Here is a 15,876-nt window from a genome sequence, read left to right as displayed (position 1 = left end):
TTGCTTTTGTCCCTGCCTGGCCTGCCCGTTTCGCGATTCGTCCCAAGGCTGCGGTCGCGCCGGACCGCTCTTAGACGCGAAAGGTTGACAGAGTCTTAGTAACGCCGGGCCGCGAGGACAAGAGAGCGATAAAATTTGCCCCTGCCCGGCCGGGCCGGTAATCTGGCGCCCGAGCGACGGAGAAACGCATGAAACTGATCGTCGGCCTGGGCAATCCGGGCGCGAAATACGCCGCGAACCGGCACAATGTGGGCTTCATGGCGGTCGATCGCATCGCCGCCGACCACGGCTTCCCCCCCTGGCGCGCGCGGTTCCAGGGCGAGATCGCCGAGGGCCGGCTGGGCGAGGAGCGCGTCGCCCTGCTCAAGCCCGCGACCTTCATGAACCTGTCCGGCCAGTCGGTCGGCGAGGCGATGCGCTACCTGAAGCTCGGCCCCGAGGACGTGACCGTGCTGCATGACGAGCTGGACCTGGCGCCGGGCAAGCTGCGGCTGAAGACCGGCGGCGGCCATGCCGGGCATAACGGGCTGCGCTCGCTGCACCAGCATATCGGCGAGGGTTATCGCCGGCTGCGCATCGGCATCGGCCATCCCGGCGACAAGAACCGCGTGTCGGGCTATGTGCTGTCGGATTTCGCCAAGGCCGAAGAGGCCGGGCTGGACGACCTGCTGCGCGGCATCTCGGACGGCGCGGCGGCGCTGGCCGCGGGCGACGATGCGCGTTTCATGAACGCGGTCGCGGCGCGGGTGGCGCCGCCGCGCAACAGCGGCACGCGGCCGGAGCTTCCCGGCAAGGCGTCGCCGGCCAGGCCCGCGGCGAAACCCGCCAACGATCCCGCGGCCGAGCCGCCCAGCCTGTCGGACCGGCTCAGGGCCCTGACCGAGCGGTTCCGGTGACGGCCTGGCGCGATGCCTTCGCGATGCAGGCCAAGGCCTGCCGCGCGCTTGGCTCGCCGCTGACGGCGCGGATCTGCGAACAACTGGCGCCGATCCTTGAGGCCGGGGACGATGCGCTGGCGCGGCGGGTGCGGACATGGCCCGGCGATCCCAGCTACCGCGCCGACTCGGTGCCGTTGCGGCTTTGCGGCGCGCTGCACGCGCTGGTGCTGAACGGGGACGACCCGAAACTGGCGCAGGCCTATGCCGAGGCCAATGACGCAGTGCTCCACCGAAGCATTTCCCAGGCAATTCAGGATAATCAATCCCGCATCCTGGAATGGATCGAGCATGCGCCGCAGACCAACGAGGTCGCCCGCGCTGCGGTGCTGATCGCGGCGGGCCGGTTCCTGGCCGGCTTGCTCGGCCGGTGCCGCCTCGATCTGCTGGAACTGGGCGCAAGTGCTGGACTCAACCTGAACTTTCCGCGCTACAGTCTTGTTGCAAATACGGAACATGATCCGCCCTTTCTGGGAGAGCGCCAACCCGAGGTCTGGTTGAGCCCGGAATGGCGCGGCACGATCCCGGCCCATGCCCTGCTGGCGACCGGCGCGGCGCGGGGGGTGGACCTGAACCCGCTCGATCCGGCGCGGGACGGGCTGCGGCTGCTGTCCTATATCTGGCCGGACCAGCGCGCGCGGCTGGAGCGGATGCAGGCGGCGCTGGCGCTGGCCGAGCGGTATCCGCCGCGGGTGGATCGCGGCGACGCGGCCGACTGGCTGCCGGCCCGGCTGGCCGAATCCTGTCCTCATGGCAGGCTTGTCTATCACACCGTTGCGGCGCAATATTTCCCTGCCGCCACGCGAGGGCGCATCGAGGCCGCGCTGCAGGACGCCGGGGCCAAGGCCAGCCCCGAACGGCCCTTGGCGCATCTGTCGATGGAGGCCGACGGCGGCGAAGGTGCGGCGCTGGCCCTGCGGCTCTGGGCCGGCGGCGGGATGCGGCGATGGAGCCTCGGCCGGGCGGATTTCCATGCCCGCTGGATCGACTGGCAGCCGAAGGAGACCTGACATGGACCCCGCGCTCAACGTGCTTGGCGGCAAGCTGGAAACCTGCTCGACCGCGCCGCTGACCGGCTTCTTCCGCGACGGCTGCTGCAATACCGGCCCCGAGGATCGCGGGCGCCATACCGTCTGCGTCATCGTGACGGCCGAGTTCCTGGCCTTGTCGAAATACCTGGGCAACGATCTCAGCACGCCGCGGCCCGAGTTCCGCTTTCCGGGGCTGCAGCCGGGGGATCGCTGGTGCCTCTGCGCCGCGCGCTTCCTGCAGGCGGCGCAGGAATTCGCCGCGCCCGAGGTGGTGCTGGAGGCCACCCATGCCCGCACGCTGGAGATCGTGCCGCTGGAACTGCTGCGCGCCCATGCCGTGAAGGGCGAGGATTAGCGCCCCACCTGCGCCAGATAGTGCCGCACGGCATCGACGACATGGCGAAAGCGGTCACCGCCCAGATGCTTGCCGCCATACCAGCGCGTCACGATCACCACATGGTCGGTCAGCCCGGCGCGTTCCAGCATCTGCAGGATGATCTGGCCGGCGCCGCTTTCGCCGTCGTCGTCGCGCATCGCCTCGCCGGACAGCGCCGCGGCCCAGCTGTTATGCGTGGCCTTGGCGAAACGCTTGCTGCGCTTCAACTCGGCCAGCAGCGCCTCGGCCTCGGCGCGGGTCCGCGCCGGCCCGCCCGACACCGCATAGCGCGAGCCACGGTCCGAGATGATCTTGTCAAAGACCGTCAGGCTCATCGCCGGCGCCGGACGTAAAGCTCCAGCCGGTGCCGGACGATCTCGTAGCCCATCTCGGCGGCGATCTCGGCCTGCAGGCGCTCGATGCGCTCGTTGACGAACTCCATCACCTCGCCGGTCTCGACATCGATCATGTGGTCGTGGTGGTGGCCGTCGGCCGGCTCGAACCGCGCCGGCTCGCCCTCGAATTCCAGCTTCTGGATCATGCCCTGCGCTTCCAGCGCGGAAAGCGTGCGATAGACCGTCGCCAGCGACACCCCCGCCCCGGCCGCCATGGCACGCTGGTGCAGCTGGGTGGCATCGGGATGGTCCTCGGCCGCTGCAAGCACGCGCAGCAGCGCGGCCCGCTGGCGGGTGATGCGCACGCCGGCACGGCGCAGCGCGGCCTCGAAGGCTTCGGCACGGGTTTCGATCTCCATGCGGTTTTCTGGCCCAGTTGCGAAAAAATTGCAACTGGCTTGACAGTTGAGAATCATTCGCAGATAACGGCGGCAGAAACGAGGCCCGAAGCAGAAGAATCGGATCATGAAGCGCAGAACATTCCTGACCACGGCCCTTGCCGGACTGGCCGCCCCCGCCATCCTTCCCGCCTCGGCGCTGGCGCAGGGCGGCAGGTTCAAGGTGGCGACCACCTTCACCATCATCGCCGACATGGCCCGCAACGTGGCGGGCGACCGGGCCGAAGTGGTCTCGATCACCAAGCCGGGGGCCGAGATCCACAATTACGAACCCACCCCCAGCGACCTGATCGGCGCCCGCGACGCCTGCCTGATCCTGCGCAACGGGCTGAATCTGGAGCTGTGGTTCGAGCAGTTCCTGCGCAACCTGGGCGACCTGCCCTCGGCTACGCTGACCGATGGGATCGAGCCGATGCCGATCTCGGGCGGGCATTACGACGGCAAGCCCAACCCGCATGCCTGGATGGCGCTGGACACGGCGCTGGTCTATGTCGACAACATCGCCGCCGCGCTGTCCAAGGCCGATCCCGCGGGCACTGGCAGCTATCGCGCCAATGCCGGCCGCTACAAGGGCGAGATCGCGCGGACCATCGGCCCGCTGCGCGACGCCGCCCGCGCCCTGCCCGAGGAACGGCGCTGGCTGGTCACGTCGGAAGGGGCGTTTTCCTATCTGGCGCGGGATTTCGGCCTGCGCGAGCTGTTCCTGTGGCCGATCAACGCCGATGCGCAGGGCACGCCCCAGCAGGTGCGGCGCGTGGTCGATGCGATCAAGCAGCACAATATCCCGGTGGTGTTTTCGGAAAGCACCGTCTCGGACCGGCCGGCCCGGCAGATCGCGGCCGAAACCGGAGCGCGCTATGGCGGCGTGCTTTACGTCGACAGCCTGTCCGAGGCCGGCGGGCCGGTGCCGACCTATCTGGACCTGCTGCGCGTGACCTCGGAAACCATCGTCGAGGCGCTGAGCAATGCATGAGGCCGCCGGCATCGAGGTATCCGGCCTGACGGTGGCCTATCGCAACGGCTTCACCGCCCTGCGGGATGCCAGCTTCACGGTGCCGCAAGCCTCGGTCACGGCGCTGGTGGGGGTGAACGGCTCGGGAAAATCCACGCTGTTCAAGGCGCTGATGGGCTTCGTTCCGGCCGCGGCCGGCAAGGTGCGGGTGCTGGGCCTGACCGTGCCGCAGGCGCTGCGCCAGAACCTGATCGCCTATGTGCCGCAGGCCGAGGAGGTGGATTGGTCCTTTCCGGTGCTGGTCGAGGACGTGGTGATGATGGGCCGCTACGGCCATATGGGCTTTCTGCGCCGCGCCCGGCCCGAGGATCGCCGCGCCGTGGACGAGGCGCTGGCGCGGGTGAACATGCAGGACTTCCGCCACCGCCAGATCGGCGAGCTGTCGGGCGGCCAGAAGAAGCGCGTCTTCCTGGCCCGCGCCCTGGCGCAGGGCGCCTGGGTGATCCTGCTCGACGAGCCCTTTACCGGCGTGGACGTCAAGACCGAATCCGCCATCATCGAGCTGTTGCAGCAGATGCGGGACGAGGGGCGGGTCATGCTGGTCTCGACCCACGACCTGGGCTCGGTGCCGGAATATTGCGACCGGGTGGTGCTGGTGAAGAACACCGTGCTGGCCCATGGCCCGACGGCCGAGGTCTTTACGCCCGACAACCTGCGCCTGGCCTTCGGCGGCGTGCTGCGCCATTTCGTGCTGGGTGCGCGGCACCTGCATGCGGACGACGACCCGCGCGCGCTGACCGTGCTGTCGGACGACGAGCGCCCGCTGGTCTTTTACGACGACAAGCAGCGCAGCGCCCGCGAAGAAGAGGCGGCGCCGAAATGATCCGCACGCTGCTTGTCCCCTTCGAATACGGCTACATGACCGACGCGATCTGGGTCTCGGCGCTGGTCGGCGGCGTCTGCGCCTTCCTGTCGGCCTATCTGATGCTCAAGGGCTGGTCGCTGATCGGCGACGCGCTGTCGCATTCCATCGTGCCGGGCGTTGCCGGGGCCTATATGCTGGGCCTGCCCTTCGCGCTGGGGGCCTTCCTGTCGGGGGGGCTTGCCGCGCTGACCATGCTGTTTCTGAACAAGCGCACGGGCCTGCGCGAGGACGCGATCATCGGGCTGATCTTCACCGGCTTCTTCGGGCTGGGGCTGTTCATGGTCTCGCTCAATCCGATGGCGGTCAGCGTGCAGACCATCACCATGGGCAACATCCTGGCGATCACCCCCGGCGACACGCTGCAGCTGGCGCTGATCGGCGGCATCTCGGCGCTGGTGCTGGCGGCGAAATGGCGCGACCTGATGGTGGTGTTCTTCGACGAAAGCCATGCCCGCACCATCGGGCTGAACCCGCAGGCGCTGAAGGTGCTGTTCTTCACCCTGCTCTCGGCCTCGACCGTCGCGGCGATGCAGACCGTCGGCGCCTTCCTGGTCGTGGCGCTGGTGGTGACGCCGGGGGCCACCGCCTATCTGCTGACCGACCGCTTTCCGCGGCTGATCCTGATCTCGGTGGCGATTGGCTCGCTCACCTCGGCCATTGGCGCCTATGTCTCGTTCTTCCTCGACGGCGCGACCGGGGGGGTGATCGTCTGCCTGCAGACGCTGATCTTCCTGGCCGCTTTCCTGCTGGCGCCCAAGCACGGCCTGCTTGCCGCCCGCCGCCGCGCCCGCGAGGCGCTGAAGGAGGCCGCGTGATGGACTGGTTGGTGATGCCGCTGAGTTTTCCCTTCATGCGCGATGCGGCGCTGATCGGGCTGATGATCGCGCTGCCGGCGGGGCTTTTGTCCTGCTTTCTGGTGCTCAAGGGCTGGTCGCTGATGGGCGATGCGGTCAGCCATGCCGTGCTGCCCGGAGTGGTGCTGGCCTATGTCGCGGGCCTGCCGCTGATCCTTGGCGCCTTCCTGGCCGGCCTGGGCTGCGCGGCCCTGACCGGCTGGATCCAGGACAACAGCCGCGTCAAGGCCGACACCGTGCTGGGCGTCGTCATGTCGGGCATGTTCGGTCTGGGGGTGGTGCTTTACACCGCGATCCGGACCGACCTGCACCTGGACCATATCCTGTTCGGCAACATGCTGGGCGTCGGTCCCGAGGACCTGCGGCTGGCCGGCGGCATCTCGGCCGTGGTCGGGCTGGTGCTGGTGCTGAAATGGCGCGACTTCGCGCTTCTGGCCTTCGACCCGGTGCAGGCGCGGGTCTCGGGGCTGGCGCTGCATGTGCTGAACTACGGGCTTCTGGCGATGATCTCGGCCACGGTGGTCGCCATGCTCAGCGCGGTCGGCATCATCCTGGCGGTGGCGCTGCTGATCGCGCCGGGGGCCGTGGCCTTCCTGATGACGCGGCGGCTGCCCGCCATGCTGGCCACCTCGGTCGGGGTCGCGGCCTTCGGGGCGGTCAGCGGGGTCTGGGCCAGCTTCTGGCTGAACAGCGCCCCGGCACCGACCATCGTGCTGGTGCTGACGGCGCTGTTCACGCTGGCCTTTCTGTGGCGCAGCATTGCCACGCGGCGGGCGCAGGGCGCGGACCGGTCAGGGGCGCCCTAGGTCACATACCCATAGACGGGATTCCGGAGACGGGATTCCGGTGCGGGCTGAGTTGTGCTTCACTTCTGCACATGCATGAGGAGGTGGGATGGCAGGCTTCGATCTGACGGATCTCGAGCGGGAGGTGATCCGGCCTTTGTTGCCAACGAAGGTGCGCGGCGTGAAGCGGGTGGATGACCGGCGGGTGTTGAACGGCATCTTCTGGCGGCTGCGGACGGGGGCGCCCTGGGCGGACATTCCAGCGCGCTACGGCCCCTTTACGGCTTGCGTGAACCGCTTCAGCCGCTGGCGCAAGGCGGGCCATTGGGCGCGCATTCTGCAAGCCGTGTCAGAGGCTTATGACGGGAAAGTTCAGATGATCGACCCGTCCTCGATCCGGCTTCACCAGCATGGGGCGAACCGCCCGAAAAAGGGGGGCGATCCCGTTGCATGGGGCGCGCGCGCGGTGGGCTGACCGCGAAGATCCACGCTGTGGTCGATGCCCGCGGCCGCCCGATCCGCCTGAACCTGACCGAAGGCCAGGCGCATGACGGACGCTCGGGGGACGATATGGTCGGGCCCATCGGCGCGGGCCGGATCCTGCTCGCCGGCCAGGGTGCCCGGGCCAATATCCGTCCCATACCGACCCGAAAACGCTTTCCTCCCTTCGATCCGGTTCTCTGCCGCGCCCGCAATCAGATCGAACGGTTCTTCGGCAAACTCAAACATTTCCGGTTCATCGCAACGCGATACGACAAGCGAGACGGCAATTTCCTCGCATCCGTACAACTCGCCTCCATCCGCATATGGTTGCGGAGATATGTGTCGGTGAATTAGACCGTCCGCCCGCCATCGACCTCGAGGATGACGCCGGTGATGAAATCGGCCTCGTCCGAGGCGAGGTAAAGCGCCGCATTGGCGATGTCGCGCGGCTGCGACAGCCGGCCCAGCGGGATGGTGGCAAGGAAGCGGGCGCGGTTCTCGGGCGTGTCCTCGCAGCCCATGAACCGCTCCAGCATCCCGGTCTCGCCCATCACCGGGGCGATGGCGTTCACGCGGATGCCCTCGGGCGCCAGTTCCGCCGCCAGGCTGCGGGTCAGGGTGTTCACCGCGCCTTTCGAGGAATTGTACCAGCTCAGCCCCGGCCGCGGCCTTATGCCGGCGGTCGAGCTGACATTGATCATCACGCCCTGCCCGCGCGTCCGCCAATGTGGCAGCACGGCATGGGTCATGTGAAAGATCGACAGCACGTTGATGTCGTAGATCTTGCGGAACGCCGCCTCGTCGGTGTCGAGCAGCGGACCGTTCGGCGTGGTCCAGCCGGCATTGTTCACCACGATGTCGAGGCTGCCGAAGCTTTCGCACGCCTTCTCCACCGCGGCCCGGACCTGGTCGCCCTGGCTCACGTCGCAGGGGATGGCGAGCCCGTCGATGCCCGCGGCCACCGCCGCCGCACCTTCGCCGTCGATGTCCAGCACCGCCACCCGCGCGCCCTCGCGCGCGAAGGTTTCGGCGATGCCGCGCCCGAAGCCCGAGGCGCCGCCCGTCACCAATGCCGTCTTGCCTTGCAGCCGCATGCTCTCTCTCCCTGTTATGCGAAACGATGAACCACGGTTTTCAGCCGCGAGAATTCGTAAAGCGCGGCGAAGCCCTTTTCGCGCCCATGGCCGGATTTGCGAACCCCGCCGAAGGGCAGCTCGATCCCGCCCCCGGCGCCATAGCCGTTGATGAAGACCTGCCCGCAGCGCATGGCGCGGGCCAGGCGCGCCTGCCGGTCGCCGTCGCGCGTCCAGATGCCGGCGACCAGCCCGTATTCGGTGCCGTTGGCGATGGCCACCGCCTCGGCCTCGGTGTCGAAGGGGATGGCGGCCAGCACCGGGCCGAAGATCTCTTCCTGGGCCAGCGGGCTTTGGGGGTCGACCGGGCCGAACAGCGCCGGCGCGACATAGAAGCCGGCTGCGGACGCATCCGCGGCCACGCCGCCCCGCGCGATCAACGGGGCTGCGGCCTCGGCGACATAGCGTTCGACCCGTGCCTTCTGCCGGGCCGAGATCAGCGGGCCCAGCAGCGCGCCCTCGGCCGGGCCGGCCTCGACCGCGCGGAAACGCTCGGCCAGCATTGCCGTCAGCCGGTCCCAGATGCCGCGCTGGATCAGCACCCGCGATCCGGCCGAGCAGGTCTGGCCGCCGTTCTGCACGATGGCGCCCACGATCACCGGCGCGGCGGCCTCGAGATCGGCATCCTCGAAGACGATCTGCGGCGACTTTCCGCCCAGTTCCAGCGTGCAGGGGATGTGATTGCGCGCCGCGGCGATCTGGATGGCCTGGCCGACCTGGGGCGAGCCGGTGAAGCTGATGAAATCGACGCCGGGATGTTCGGACAGCGCCCGCCCGGCGACCTCGCCGCGCCCGGTGACGATGTTGATGGCACCGGGCGGAAAGCCGGTCTCGGCCGCCAGTTCGCCGATGCGCAGGATGGTCAGGCAGGCATCCTCGGCCGGCTTGGTCACGGTGGCATTGCCCATGGCCAGCGCCGCGCCGACCGAGCGGCCGAAGATCTGCACCGGATAGTTCCAGGGAATGATATGGCCGGTGACGCCATGCGGCTCGCGCAGCGCCGTCACGTCATAGCCGTTCAGGAACGGGATCACCTCGCCATGCAGCTTGTCGGCCGCGCCGCCATAATATTCGAAATAGCGCGCCAGCGCCGCCATGTCGGCGCGCGACTGGGCGACGGGCTTGCCGTTGTCGCGGGTTTCCAGCTGGGCAAGCGCCTCGGCCTCGGCCTCGATGCGCAGGGCCAGACGCAGCATCAGCCGGCCGCGCTCGGCGGCGGTCAGCCGGCCCCAGTCGCCCTCGAAGGCGGCACGGGCGGCGCGGATCGCCGCGTCGACATCCTTGGGACCGGAATCGGCGATGGCGGCAAAAGGCCGGCCGTCGATGGGCGAGATCATCGCCATCTCGCACCCCGAGGCGGCCGGCAGCCAGGCGCCGCCGATCAGGTTTCGCGCCGGCGGCAGGATCGGGTCGTCGCGCATGTCACCTCCGTTCTGCGGGATTCGCCTGGGCGCAGCGTGACGGCGCCGGGCGCGGGACGCAAGGCTGGCAAATCCGGCACGGCCGGCTAAGCTGCCCGCGACGCAGCAGCCGAGGCCAGCCATGAGCAAGCAACCCAGCGCCCATCCCGACGATCCGCATTATGTGAACCGCATGGGCTGGCTGCGGGCCTCGGTGCTGGGGGCCAATGACGGCATCGTCTCGACCGGCGCGCTGATCGCCGGGGTCGCCGCCGCCGATCCGGGGCGCGAGGCGATCCTGATCGCCGGGCTGGCGGGGCTGGTCGCCGGGGCGATGTCCATGGCCATGGGCGAATATGTCTCGGTCAGTTCGCAATCGGATACCGAGCGCGCCGACATCGCCCGCGAGCGCACCGCCCTGCGCGAGATGCCCGAGGCCGAGTTGCACGAACTGGCCGCCATCTACGAATCGCGCGGCATGAGCCCCGGCACCGCCCTGCAGGCGGCGCGCGAGGTGACCGAGCATGACGCGCTGGCCGCGCATGTGCGCGACGAGCTGGGGCTCAGCGAGGCCTCGAACGCCAATCCCTTGCAGGCGGCGCTGGCTTCGGCCGCCACCTTCAGCATCGCGGCTGCGGTGCCGCTGCTGGCAGCGATCCTGGCGCCCGGCGGCCAGGTCGTCGCCAGCGTGCTGGTCGCGGTGCTGGTCGCGCTGGGACTGCTGGGGGCGCTGGGGGCCTGGGCCGGCGGCGCGCCGCCCGGCCGGGCGGTGTTGCGGGTGATGGCGGGCGGCACCCTGGCGCTGGCGGCCACTGCCGGCATCGGCACGATCTTCGGCGTGGCGGTCTAGGCTTCGCGGACATAGCCGGCGCTGGCGGCGATCAGCGCGCGGGCGTAATCGCCCTGCGCCCTGCCGGCGCGCAGGCTGGCGGCGTCCATTTCCTCGACGATGCGGCCGGCGCGCATCACCGCCAGCTGGTCGCACATATGCGCCACCACCGCGAGGTCGTGGCTGACCAGGACATAGCTCAGCCCGCGCTCGGCCCGGATGTCGGCGAGCAGGTTCAGGATCTCGGCCTGCACGCTGACATCGAGCGCCGAGGTCGGTTCGTCGAGCAAGAGCAGCCTGGGCTCGGCCGCAAGCGCGCGGGCGATGGCGACGCGCTGGCGCTGGCCGCCGGACAGCTGGTGCGGATAGCGGAAGCGGAAGCCCTGCCCCAGCCCGACCTGATCCAGAAGCCGGGTAATGCGGGCGTCGATCCGGTCCATGCCCTGCAGGTGCAGGGTTTCCGACAGCACCCGGTCGACGGAATGGCGCGGATGCAGGCTGGCATAGGGATCCTGGAACACCATCTGCACCGTCTTGTGGAACCCGCGCGAGCGGCGGCTGCCGGCGACCGGCCTGCCCGCGACCGCGATGCGGCCCGACCAGCTGTCGATGAGCCCGGCGACGGCGCGCAGGATGGTGGACTTGCCCGAGCCGCTTTCGCCGACGAGGCCGAAGCTTTCGCCCGGCCCGACGGCGAAGCTGGCGGATCCGACCGCATCGACGCGCTCGGGCGCATGGCCGAACCAGACGTTCAGATCCTCGACCGTCAGCATGGGCGGCACCGGGACGGATGGGTATTTGGGGAACGAAGAAGCGGCATCACGGGGTTCCCGCCGGCGGGGCGTCGCGCCAGCCCTCTTGCCTTTGCAGGACCGCCAGCCGCTCGACCGGCCGGTCGAGGCGCGGCAGGCTGTTCAGGAGGCCCTGCGTATAGGGATGGCGCGCGGCATGCAGGTCGCGGGCGGGCAGTTCCTCGACCACGCGGCCGGCATACATGATGAGGACGCGGTCGCAGAATTGCGCGACCAGGTTCAGGTCGTGGCTGATGAAGATCAGCCCCATGCCGCGTTCCCGGACCAGCCGGTCGAGGATGCGCAGCACCTCGTTCCTGACCGAGACGTCCAGCGCCGATGTGGGCTCGTCCGCGATCAGGATCTCGGGGTCGGGGGCCAGCATCATCGCGATCATGATGCGCTGGCCCATGCCGCCCGAGACCTCGTGCGGATAGGCATGAAACACCCGCTCGGGGTCGCGGATCTGCACCGCGGCCAGCATCTCCAGCGCCTTGTCGCGGGCCTGGGCGCGGCTGGTGCCGGTATGGAGCCGATAACCCTCGACGATCTGGCGGCCGACGGTCATCACCGGGTTCAGGCTGAAGCGGGGATCCTGCATCACCATGCTGATGCGCGCGCCGCGCAGCCGGCGCAGCCGCGATTCCGGCAGGTCCAGGATCGATTCCCCGCCAAGCGCCATGCGCTCGGCCTCGACCCGCCCCGGCGGGCGCACGAGGCCGAGGATGGCGCGGCCGGTCATCGTCTTGCCCGAGCCGCTTTCGCCGACCACGCCCAGCCTTTCGCGGCCAAGGTCGAAGCTGACGCCGCGCACCGCCTGGAAGGTGCCCGAGCGGGTCGGGAAGCTGACGCGCAGATCCCGGACGGAAAGCAGCGGGCTCATTCCCGGCCCCCCTTGGGGTCCAGCACGTCGCGCAAGCCGTCGCCGAGCAGGTTGAAGGCCAACGACACGACGAAGATCGCCATGCCGGGCATGGCCGCGACCCACCAGAAGTCGAGGATATAGCCGCGCCCGTCCGAGATCATCGCGCCCCATTCCGGCATCGGCGGCTGCGCGCCCAGGCCGAGAAAGCCCAGCCCGGCGGCGGAGAGGATGATCCCCGCCATGTCCAGCGCCACCCGCACGATCAGCGAGCTGACGCAGAGCGGCCAGATATGGCCGATCAGCAGCCGCAGCGGTCCCGCGCCCTGCAGCCGGGCGGCGGCGATGTAATCGGCATTGCGAATGGTCAGCGTCTCGGCCCGCGCCAGCCGCGCATAGGGCGGCCATGAGGTGATGGCCAGCGCCAGCACCGCATTGCCGATGCCGGGCCCGAGGGCGGCGACGAAGGCCAGCGCCAGGATCAGCTTGGGAAAGGCCAGGAAGATGTCGGTGATGCGCATCAGCACCTGATCGACCCAGCCGCCGGCGAAACCCGCCACCGTGCCGACGAAAAGCCCGATCACCGGCGCGATCAGCGCCACCGTGCCGACGATGAACAGCGTCACGCGCGAGCCGTGGATCAGCCGCGACAGGATGTCCCGCCCCAGCGCGTCCGTGCCCAGCCAGTGCTGCGCGGAAGGCGGCTTCAGCCGCTCGGCCAGATTCTGCGCGAACGGGTTCTGCGGCGAGAGCCAGGGCGCGAAGGCGGCGACGAACAGCAGCCCCAGCAGGATCGCCAGCCCGACCATGGCCAGCCGGTTGGCGCGAAAGGTCAGCCAGCCCTGGTAGATCGCCCCCAGCCGCGCCTGCCGCCGGGTCTGCGGCGCATCGGACAGAAGCCATGCGCGTGTCGTCTCGGTCATGTCGCCCTCGGGTCCAGCAGGCGGTAGAGGATGTCGGACAGCAGGTTCAGCGCCACGAAGCAGGCGCCGACGACCACCGTGCCGCCCAGCACCGCGTTCATGTCGCCTGCCAGCAGCGCCTTGGTGATGTATTGGCCGATGCCGGGCCAGGAGAACACGATCTCGGTCAGCACCGACCCTTCCAGAAGCGAGCCGAAGCTGAGCGCGATCACCGTGATCAGCGGCACCAGAATGTTGCGGAAGGCATGGCCCCAGATCACCCGGCGCTCGGACAGGCCCTTGACGCGGGCGGTGACGACATATTCCGCCGAAAGCTGCTCCAGCATGAAGCTGCGGGTCATGCGGCTGATATAGGCGAGGCTGAAATAGCCCAGCAGGCTGGCCGGCAGCACGATATGGCTGAAGGCGTCGCGGAAGGCGGCCCAGTTGCCGGCGACCAGGCTGTCGACCAGGATCAGCCCGGTGACCGTCGGCACCATGCCGTCGTATATGATGCCCTGCCGACCCGGCCCGCCGACCCAGCCGAGAATGCCGTAGAACAGCAAGAGCCCCATCAGCCCCAGCCAGAAGATCGGCATGGAATAGCCCACCAGCGCCACCACGCGGGCGATCTGGTCGATCCAGCCGCCCCGGCGCGCCGCGGCGACCACGCCCAAGGGCACGCCCACGCAGACGCCGATCAGCGTGCCCAGCGTCGCCAGCTCGACCGTCGCCGGGAACACCCGCCGCAGGTCCTGCGCCACCGGATGCCCGGTCGAGATCGAGCGGCCGAAATCGCCCTGCAGCACCTCGGCCATGTAGCGCAGGAACTGCTGCCAGATCGGCTTGTCCAGTCCCATGGCCTGGAAGGCCGCGTCATATTGCGCCTGTGTCGCGCGCTCGCCCACCACCTTCAGCACCGGGTCGATCGGCATGACGCGGCCAATGACGAAGGTGACGAGCAAAAGGCCGAGCAGCGTCAGCACCAGCGACAAGCCCAGCCCGGCAAGCCGCCGGCCCAGCCGCATGGTGCGGCGTGGCGCTCTGCCGCCGGCCGGGGTTGGGGCGCCCTGCCCCGGCTGACCAACCAGATCGGGCTGGGCCACGCCTTATTCCTTCGTCACCTGGCGATAGAGAACCGAGCTGACCGAGCCGCCCGAGGTCCAGTTCTGGACGTTCTGCTGCATCGCCACCTGCTCGATTTTCTGGAACATCGGGATGATCGGCGCGATCTCGCGATATTGCTTCTGGATGTCCAGGTACATCTGCACGCGCTTGTCGGTGTCGCCCTCCAGCGTGGCGGCCTCGACGGCGCGGTTCATCTCGTCGGGCACCGCCCAGCTGTTGCGCCATGCCAGCTGCGACAGGCCGGCATCGTCGGCATTGTTCGGGTTATGGGCGAAGGTCGAGGCATTGGTATGCGGATCGGCGTAATCCGGCCCCCATTCGCCGATGAAGATCGGCACCTGGCGCGCGCGATAGGCATCCAGCACCTGCGCCCCGGTCATCTGCTGGATCTCCAGCGTCAGCCCGACCTGCGCCATGGCGGCTTGCAAGGTCTGGGCGGCGTCGACATATTCGCGAATGTCGCGCACGACGGTCTTGACCGTGCCCGAGGTGATGCCGGCATCGCTCAGGATCTGGCGGGCCTTCTCGATGTCATAGGTCCAGGGGTTCTCGTCCGAGGCACCCAGATAGCCCTCGGGCAGGAAATTCTGATGCACCTTCCACTGGCCCTTGAGGAAGCTCGATTCCATGCCCGCATAGTCGATGAGGTATTTCATCGCCTCGACCATCTCGGGGCGGGACAGCAGGGGATCCTTCTGGCTCAGCCCCATGTAGAGGATGCGGCCGCGCAACTCGTCCATCACCTTCAGCCTGTCGTTGCCGGCAATGCCCTCGACATCGGTCGGCGTCAGGTTGCGGGCCACGTCCACGTCGCCCTGCTCCAGCAGCAGCCGCTGGGCGCTGCTTTCCTGGACATGGCGCACGATCACCCGCGCCATTGCCGGGGCGCCCTGCCAGTAATCGGGATTGGCGGTCAGCTGCACCGCCTCGTTCGGGCGCCAGGCGGCCAGGGTGAAGGGCCCCGAGCCCGCATCGTTGGTGGACAGCCAGGCATTGCCGAAATCCTCGCCCTCGGCATGGGCCATCACGGTTTCCTTGTCCACGACCGAGCCGACCTCCGAGGCCAGGCAGTTCAGCACGTAGCTTTGCGCATAGGGCTGGTCGAGTTGCAGCACCAGCCTGTTGCCGTCGAAGGTCACGCGCTCGTCCACGTTCTCGGCGGTGAAGCCGAACTGGTTGAGGATGAAGGCGGGCGACTTGTTCAGCTTGACGGCGCGTTGCAGCGACCAGGCGGCGTCCTCGGCCCGGACCGGGTTGCCGGAATGGAACGTCACCCCCTCGCGCATGGTCAGCGTGATGGTCTTGCCGTCCTCGCTGACTTCCCAGCTTTCGGCCAGGCTGGGCTTGATCCCCGCCGCCAGGTCCAGCGGGTCGATATCGACCAGCCGGTCATAGAGGTTCCTGACCACGTCCTGGCCCGAGAACTCGAAGCTCTGGCCGGGGTCCAGGCTGATGATGTCGTCGATCTGATGGGCGATCACCAGCGTATCGGCGGGGGTCTCGGCCCAGGTCGCTGAGGCAGGCGCCAGCGTCACGGCCGAGGCCAGCATGAGCGCGCGAAGCGGGAAACGGTTCTGCATGACGGATCATCCCTGTTGTCGCGCCCCGTCGCTCGCGGGGCTGGAATGGTAGCAGCTTGGCGCGAAGCCGTCCCTGCCGCAAGCCCCGCATGCCGGGGCACATGGCCGGGCGCATCG

The 15,876-nt window shown here is 68.9% G+C and carries 18 protein-coding genes; 9 read left to right on the top strand and 9 right to left on the bottom strand.

All coding sequences use genetic code 11. The features are described from left to right. The first annotated feature begins 188 nt into the window (after window positions 1-188). Genes pth through ESD82_RS04400 form a run of 3 tightly spaced genes read left to right on the top strand, consistent with a single transcriptional unit; the run spans window position 189 to window position 2,321 of the window. On the top strand, window positions 189-896 hold the full coding sequence (pth, locus tag ESD82_RS04410) for an aminoacyl-tRNA hydrolase (RefSeq protein ID WP_147428905.1): 708 nt from the start codon (window positions 189-191) through the stop codon (window positions 894-896). Then, window positions 893-1,945: a DUF2332 domain-containing protein gene (locus tag ESD82_RS04405; RefSeq protein WP_028709937.1), complete on the top strand. Its 1,053-nt coding sequence runs from the start codon at window positions 893-895 to the stop codon at window positions 1,943-1,945. Before pth ends, ESD82_RS04405 begins: the two co-directional genes overlap by 4 nt. 1 nt (window position 1,946) lies before the next feature. After that, the gene (locus ESD82_RS04400) at window positions 1,947-2,321 is read left to right on the top strand and encodes a DUF2237 family protein (protein ID WP_147428906.1); all 375 of its coding nucleotides are present in this window, start codon (window positions 1,947-1,949) and stop codon (window positions 2,319-2,321) included. On the opposite strand, the gene ESD82_RS04395 is transcribed toward ESD82_RS04400, so the two are convergent. Together ESD82_RS04395 and ESD82_RS04390 are read right to left on the bottom strand one after the other, a co-directional pair. Continuing rightward, window positions 2,318-2,677, bottom strand: a complete 360-nt coding sequence (locus ESD82_RS04395) for a YigZ family protein (RefSeq protein ID WP_208852026.1) — start codon at window positions 2,675-2,677, stop codon at window positions 2,318-2,320. The genes ESD82_RS04400 and ESD82_RS04395 overlap by 4 nt on opposite strands. Continuing rightward, the gene (locus ESD82_RS04390) at window positions 2,674-3,096 is read right to left on the bottom strand and encodes a Fur family transcriptional regulator (protein WP_024844741.1); all 423 of its coding nucleotides are present in this window, start codon (window positions 3,094-3,096) and stop codon (window positions 2,674-2,676) included. Before ESD82_RS04390 ends, ESD82_RS04395 begins: the two co-directional genes overlap by 4 nt. Before the next feature lie 106 nt (window positions 3,097-3,202). Here ESD82_RS04390 and ESD82_RS04385 point away from each other — a divergent pair, with 106 nt between their 5' ends. From ESD82_RS04385 to ESD82_RS04365, 5 genes are all read left to right on the top strand, one after another. Further along, a complete protein-coding gene (locus ESD82_RS04385) occupies window positions 3,203-4,108 on the top strand; it encodes a metal ABC transporter substrate-binding protein (RefSeq protein WP_147428907.1) in 906 nt (301 codons plus the stop codon). Further along, window positions 4,101-4,970 (top strand): manganese/iron ABC transporter ATP-binding protein, encoded by an 870-nt coding sequence (locus ESD82_RS04380; RefSeq protein WP_024844743.1) that lies wholly within the window; start codon window positions 4,101-4,103, stop codon window positions 4,968-4,970. The genes ESD82_RS04385 and ESD82_RS04380 overlap by 8 nt, the downstream gene beginning before the upstream one ends. Next, the gene (locus tag ESD82_RS04375) at window positions 4,967-5,827 is read left to right on the top strand and encodes a metal ABC transporter permease (RefSeq protein WP_024844744.1); all 861 of its coding nucleotides are present in this window, start codon (window positions 4,967-4,969) and stop codon (window positions 5,825-5,827) included. Before ESD82_RS04380 ends, ESD82_RS04375 begins: the two co-directional genes overlap by 4 nt. Then, complete coding sequence (locus ESD82_RS04370) at window positions 5,827-6,672, top strand: metal ABC transporter permease (protein WP_036747659.1); 846 nt, start codon at window positions 5,827-5,829, stop codon at window positions 6,670-6,672. The genes ESD82_RS04375 and ESD82_RS04370 overlap by 1 nt, the downstream gene beginning before the upstream one ends. Before the next feature lie 88 nt (window positions 6,673-6,760). After that, window positions 6,761-7,488, top strand: a protein-coding gene (locus ESD82_RS04365) for an IS5 family transposase (RefSeq protein ID WP_151208809.1) whose coding sequence is annotated in 2 segments (ribosomal slippage) — window positions 6,761-7,072 and window positions 7,075-7,488 — 726 coding nt in all. Because the reading frame shifts where the segments join, the coding sequence is not laid out codon by codon here. Here the strand turns inward: ESD82_RS04365 and ESD82_RS04360 are convergent. Both ESD82_RS04360 and ESD82_RS04355 read right to left on the bottom strand, forming a co-directional pair. Then, the gene (locus ESD82_RS04360; protein WP_024845683.1) at window positions 7,485-8,228 is read right to left on the bottom strand and encodes an SDR family oxidoreductase; all 744 of its coding nucleotides are present in this window, start codon (window positions 8,226-8,228) and stop codon (window positions 7,485-7,487) included. The two genes, ESD82_RS04365 and ESD82_RS04360, sit on opposite strands and share 4 nt — an antisense overlap. Before the next feature lie 14 nt (window positions 8,229-8,242). After that, window positions 8,243-9,688 (bottom strand): aldehyde dehydrogenase family protein, encoded by a 1,446-nt coding sequence (locus tag ESD82_RS04355; RefSeq protein ID WP_024845682.1) that lies wholly within the window; start codon window positions 9,686-9,688, stop codon window positions 8,243-8,245. Window positions 9,689-9,809: 121 nt separating this feature from the next. Here ESD82_RS04355 and ESD82_RS04350 point away from each other — a divergent pair, with 121 nt between their 5' ends. After that, window positions 9,810-10,517: a VIT1/CCC1 transporter family protein gene (locus ESD82_RS04350; protein ID WP_024845681.1), complete on the top strand. Its 708-nt coding sequence runs from the start codon at window positions 9,810-9,812 to the stop codon at window positions 10,515-10,517. Here ESD82_RS04350 and ESD82_RS04345 read toward each other — a convergent pair. The 5 genes from ESD82_RS04345 to ESD82_RS04325 all read right to left on the bottom strand — a co-directional run bounded on the left by ESD82_RS04345 (window position 10,514) and on the right by ESD82_RS04325 (window position 15,759). Next, window positions 10,514-11,269: an ABC transporter ATP-binding protein gene (locus ESD82_RS04345; RefSeq protein WP_147428908.1), complete on the bottom strand. Its 756-nt coding sequence runs from the start codon at window positions 11,267-11,269 to the stop codon at window positions 10,514-10,516. The genes ESD82_RS04350 and ESD82_RS04345 overlap by 4 nt on opposite strands. A gap of 46 nt (window positions 11,270-11,315) precedes the next feature. After that, window positions 11,316-12,170, bottom strand: coding sequence for an ABC transporter ATP-binding protein (locus tag ESD82_RS04340; RefSeq protein WP_147428909.1), 855 nt, complete (start codon window positions 12,168-12,170; stop codon window positions 11,316-11,318). Then, window positions 12,167-13,072 carry a nickel transporter permease gene (gene nikC / locus ESD82_RS04335; RefSeq protein ID WP_024845678.1) on the bottom strand — a complete coding sequence of 302 codons (906 nt, stop codon included), beginning with the start codon at window positions 13,070-13,072 and terminating at the stop codon, window positions 12,167-12,169. The genes ESD82_RS04340 and nikC overlap by 4 nt, the downstream gene beginning before the upstream one ends. After that, window positions 13,069-14,079, bottom strand: coding sequence for an ABC transporter permease (locus ESD82_RS04330; RefSeq protein WP_244314500.1), 1,011 nt, complete (start codon window positions 14,077-14,079; stop codon window positions 13,069-13,071). The genes nikC and ESD82_RS04330 overlap by 4 nt, the downstream gene beginning before the upstream one ends. Before the next feature lie 81 nt (window positions 14,080-14,160). Then, complete coding sequence (locus ESD82_RS04325) at window positions 14,161-15,759, bottom strand: ABC transporter substrate-binding protein (RefSeq protein WP_147428910.1); 1,599 nt, start codon at window positions 15,757-15,759, stop codon at window positions 14,161-14,163. Between the last annotated feature and the right edge of the window lie 117 nt (window positions 15,760-15,876).

The sequence above is a fragment of the Paracoccus pantotrophus genome, from assembly GCF_008824185.1.
Taxonomy (GTDB): domain Bacteria; phylum Pseudomonadota; class Alphaproteobacteria; order Rhodobacterales; family Rhodobacteraceae; genus Paracoccus; species Paracoccus pantotrophus.
Note: the sequence above shows the minus strand (reverse complement) of the source record. Positions and strands in the feature narration are given on the sequence as shown.

Coding starts and splice junctions, on each gene's coding strand:
- pth (WP_147428905.1), top strand. CDS start 189: ATGAAACTGATCGTCGGCCTGGGCAATCCGGGCGCGAAATACGCCGCG.
- ESD82_RS04400 (WP_147428906.1), top strand. CDS start 1,947: ATGGACCCCGCGCTCAACGTGCTTGGCGGCAAGCTGGAAACCTGCTCG.
- ESD82_RS04395 (WP_208852026.1), bottom strand. CDS start 2,677: ATGAGCCTGACGGTCTTTGACAAGATCATCTCGGACCGTGGCTCGCGC.
- ESD82_RS04390 (WP_024844741.1), bottom strand. CDS start 3,096: ATGGAGATCGAAACCCGTGCCGAAGCCTTCGAGGCCGCGCTGCGCCGT.
- ESD82_RS04385 (WP_147428907.1), top strand. CDS start 3,203: ATGAAGCGCAGAACATTCCTGACCACGGCCCTTGCCGGACTGGCCGCC.
- ESD82_RS04380 (WP_024844743.1), top strand. CDS start 4,101: ATGCATGAGGCCGCCGGCATCGAGGTATCCGGCCTGACGGTGGCCTAT.
- ESD82_RS04375 (WP_024844744.1), top strand. CDS start 4,967: ATGATCCGCACGCTGCTTGTCCCCTTCGAATACGGCTACATGACCGAC.
- ESD82_RS04370 (WP_036747659.1), top strand. CDS start 5,827: ATGGACTGGTTGGTGATGCCGCTGAGTTTTCCCTTCATGCGCGATGCG.
- ESD82_RS04360 (WP_024845683.1), bottom strand. CDS start 8,228: ATGCGGCTGCAAGGCAAGACGGCATTGGTGACGGGCGGCGCCTCGGGC.
- ESD82_RS04355 (WP_024845682.1), bottom strand. CDS start 9,688: ATGCGCGACGACCCGATCCTGCCGCCGGCGCGAAACCTGATCGGCGGC.
- ESD82_RS04350 (WP_024845681.1), top strand. CDS start 9,810: ATGAGCAAGCAACCCAGCGCCCATCCCGACGATCCGCATTATGTGAAC.
- ESD82_RS04345 (WP_147428908.1), bottom strand. CDS start 11,269: ATGCTGACGGTCGAGGATCTGAACGTCTGGTTCGGCCATGCGCCCGAG.
- ESD82_RS04340 (WP_147428909.1), bottom strand. CDS start 12,170: ATGAGCCCGCTGCTTTCCGTCCGGGATCTGCGCGTCAGCTTCCCGACC.
- nikC (WP_024845678.1), bottom strand. CDS start 13,072: ATGACCGAGACGACACGCGCATGGCTTCTGTCCGATGCGCCGCAGACC.
- ESD82_RS04330 (WP_244314500.1), bottom strand. CDS start 14,079: ATGCGGCTGGGCCGGCGGCTTGCCGGGCTGGGCTTGTCGCTGGTGCTG.
- ESD82_RS04325 (WP_147428910.1), bottom strand. CDS start 15,759: ATGCAGAACCGTTTCCCGCTTCGCGCGCTCATGCTGGCCTCGGCCGTG.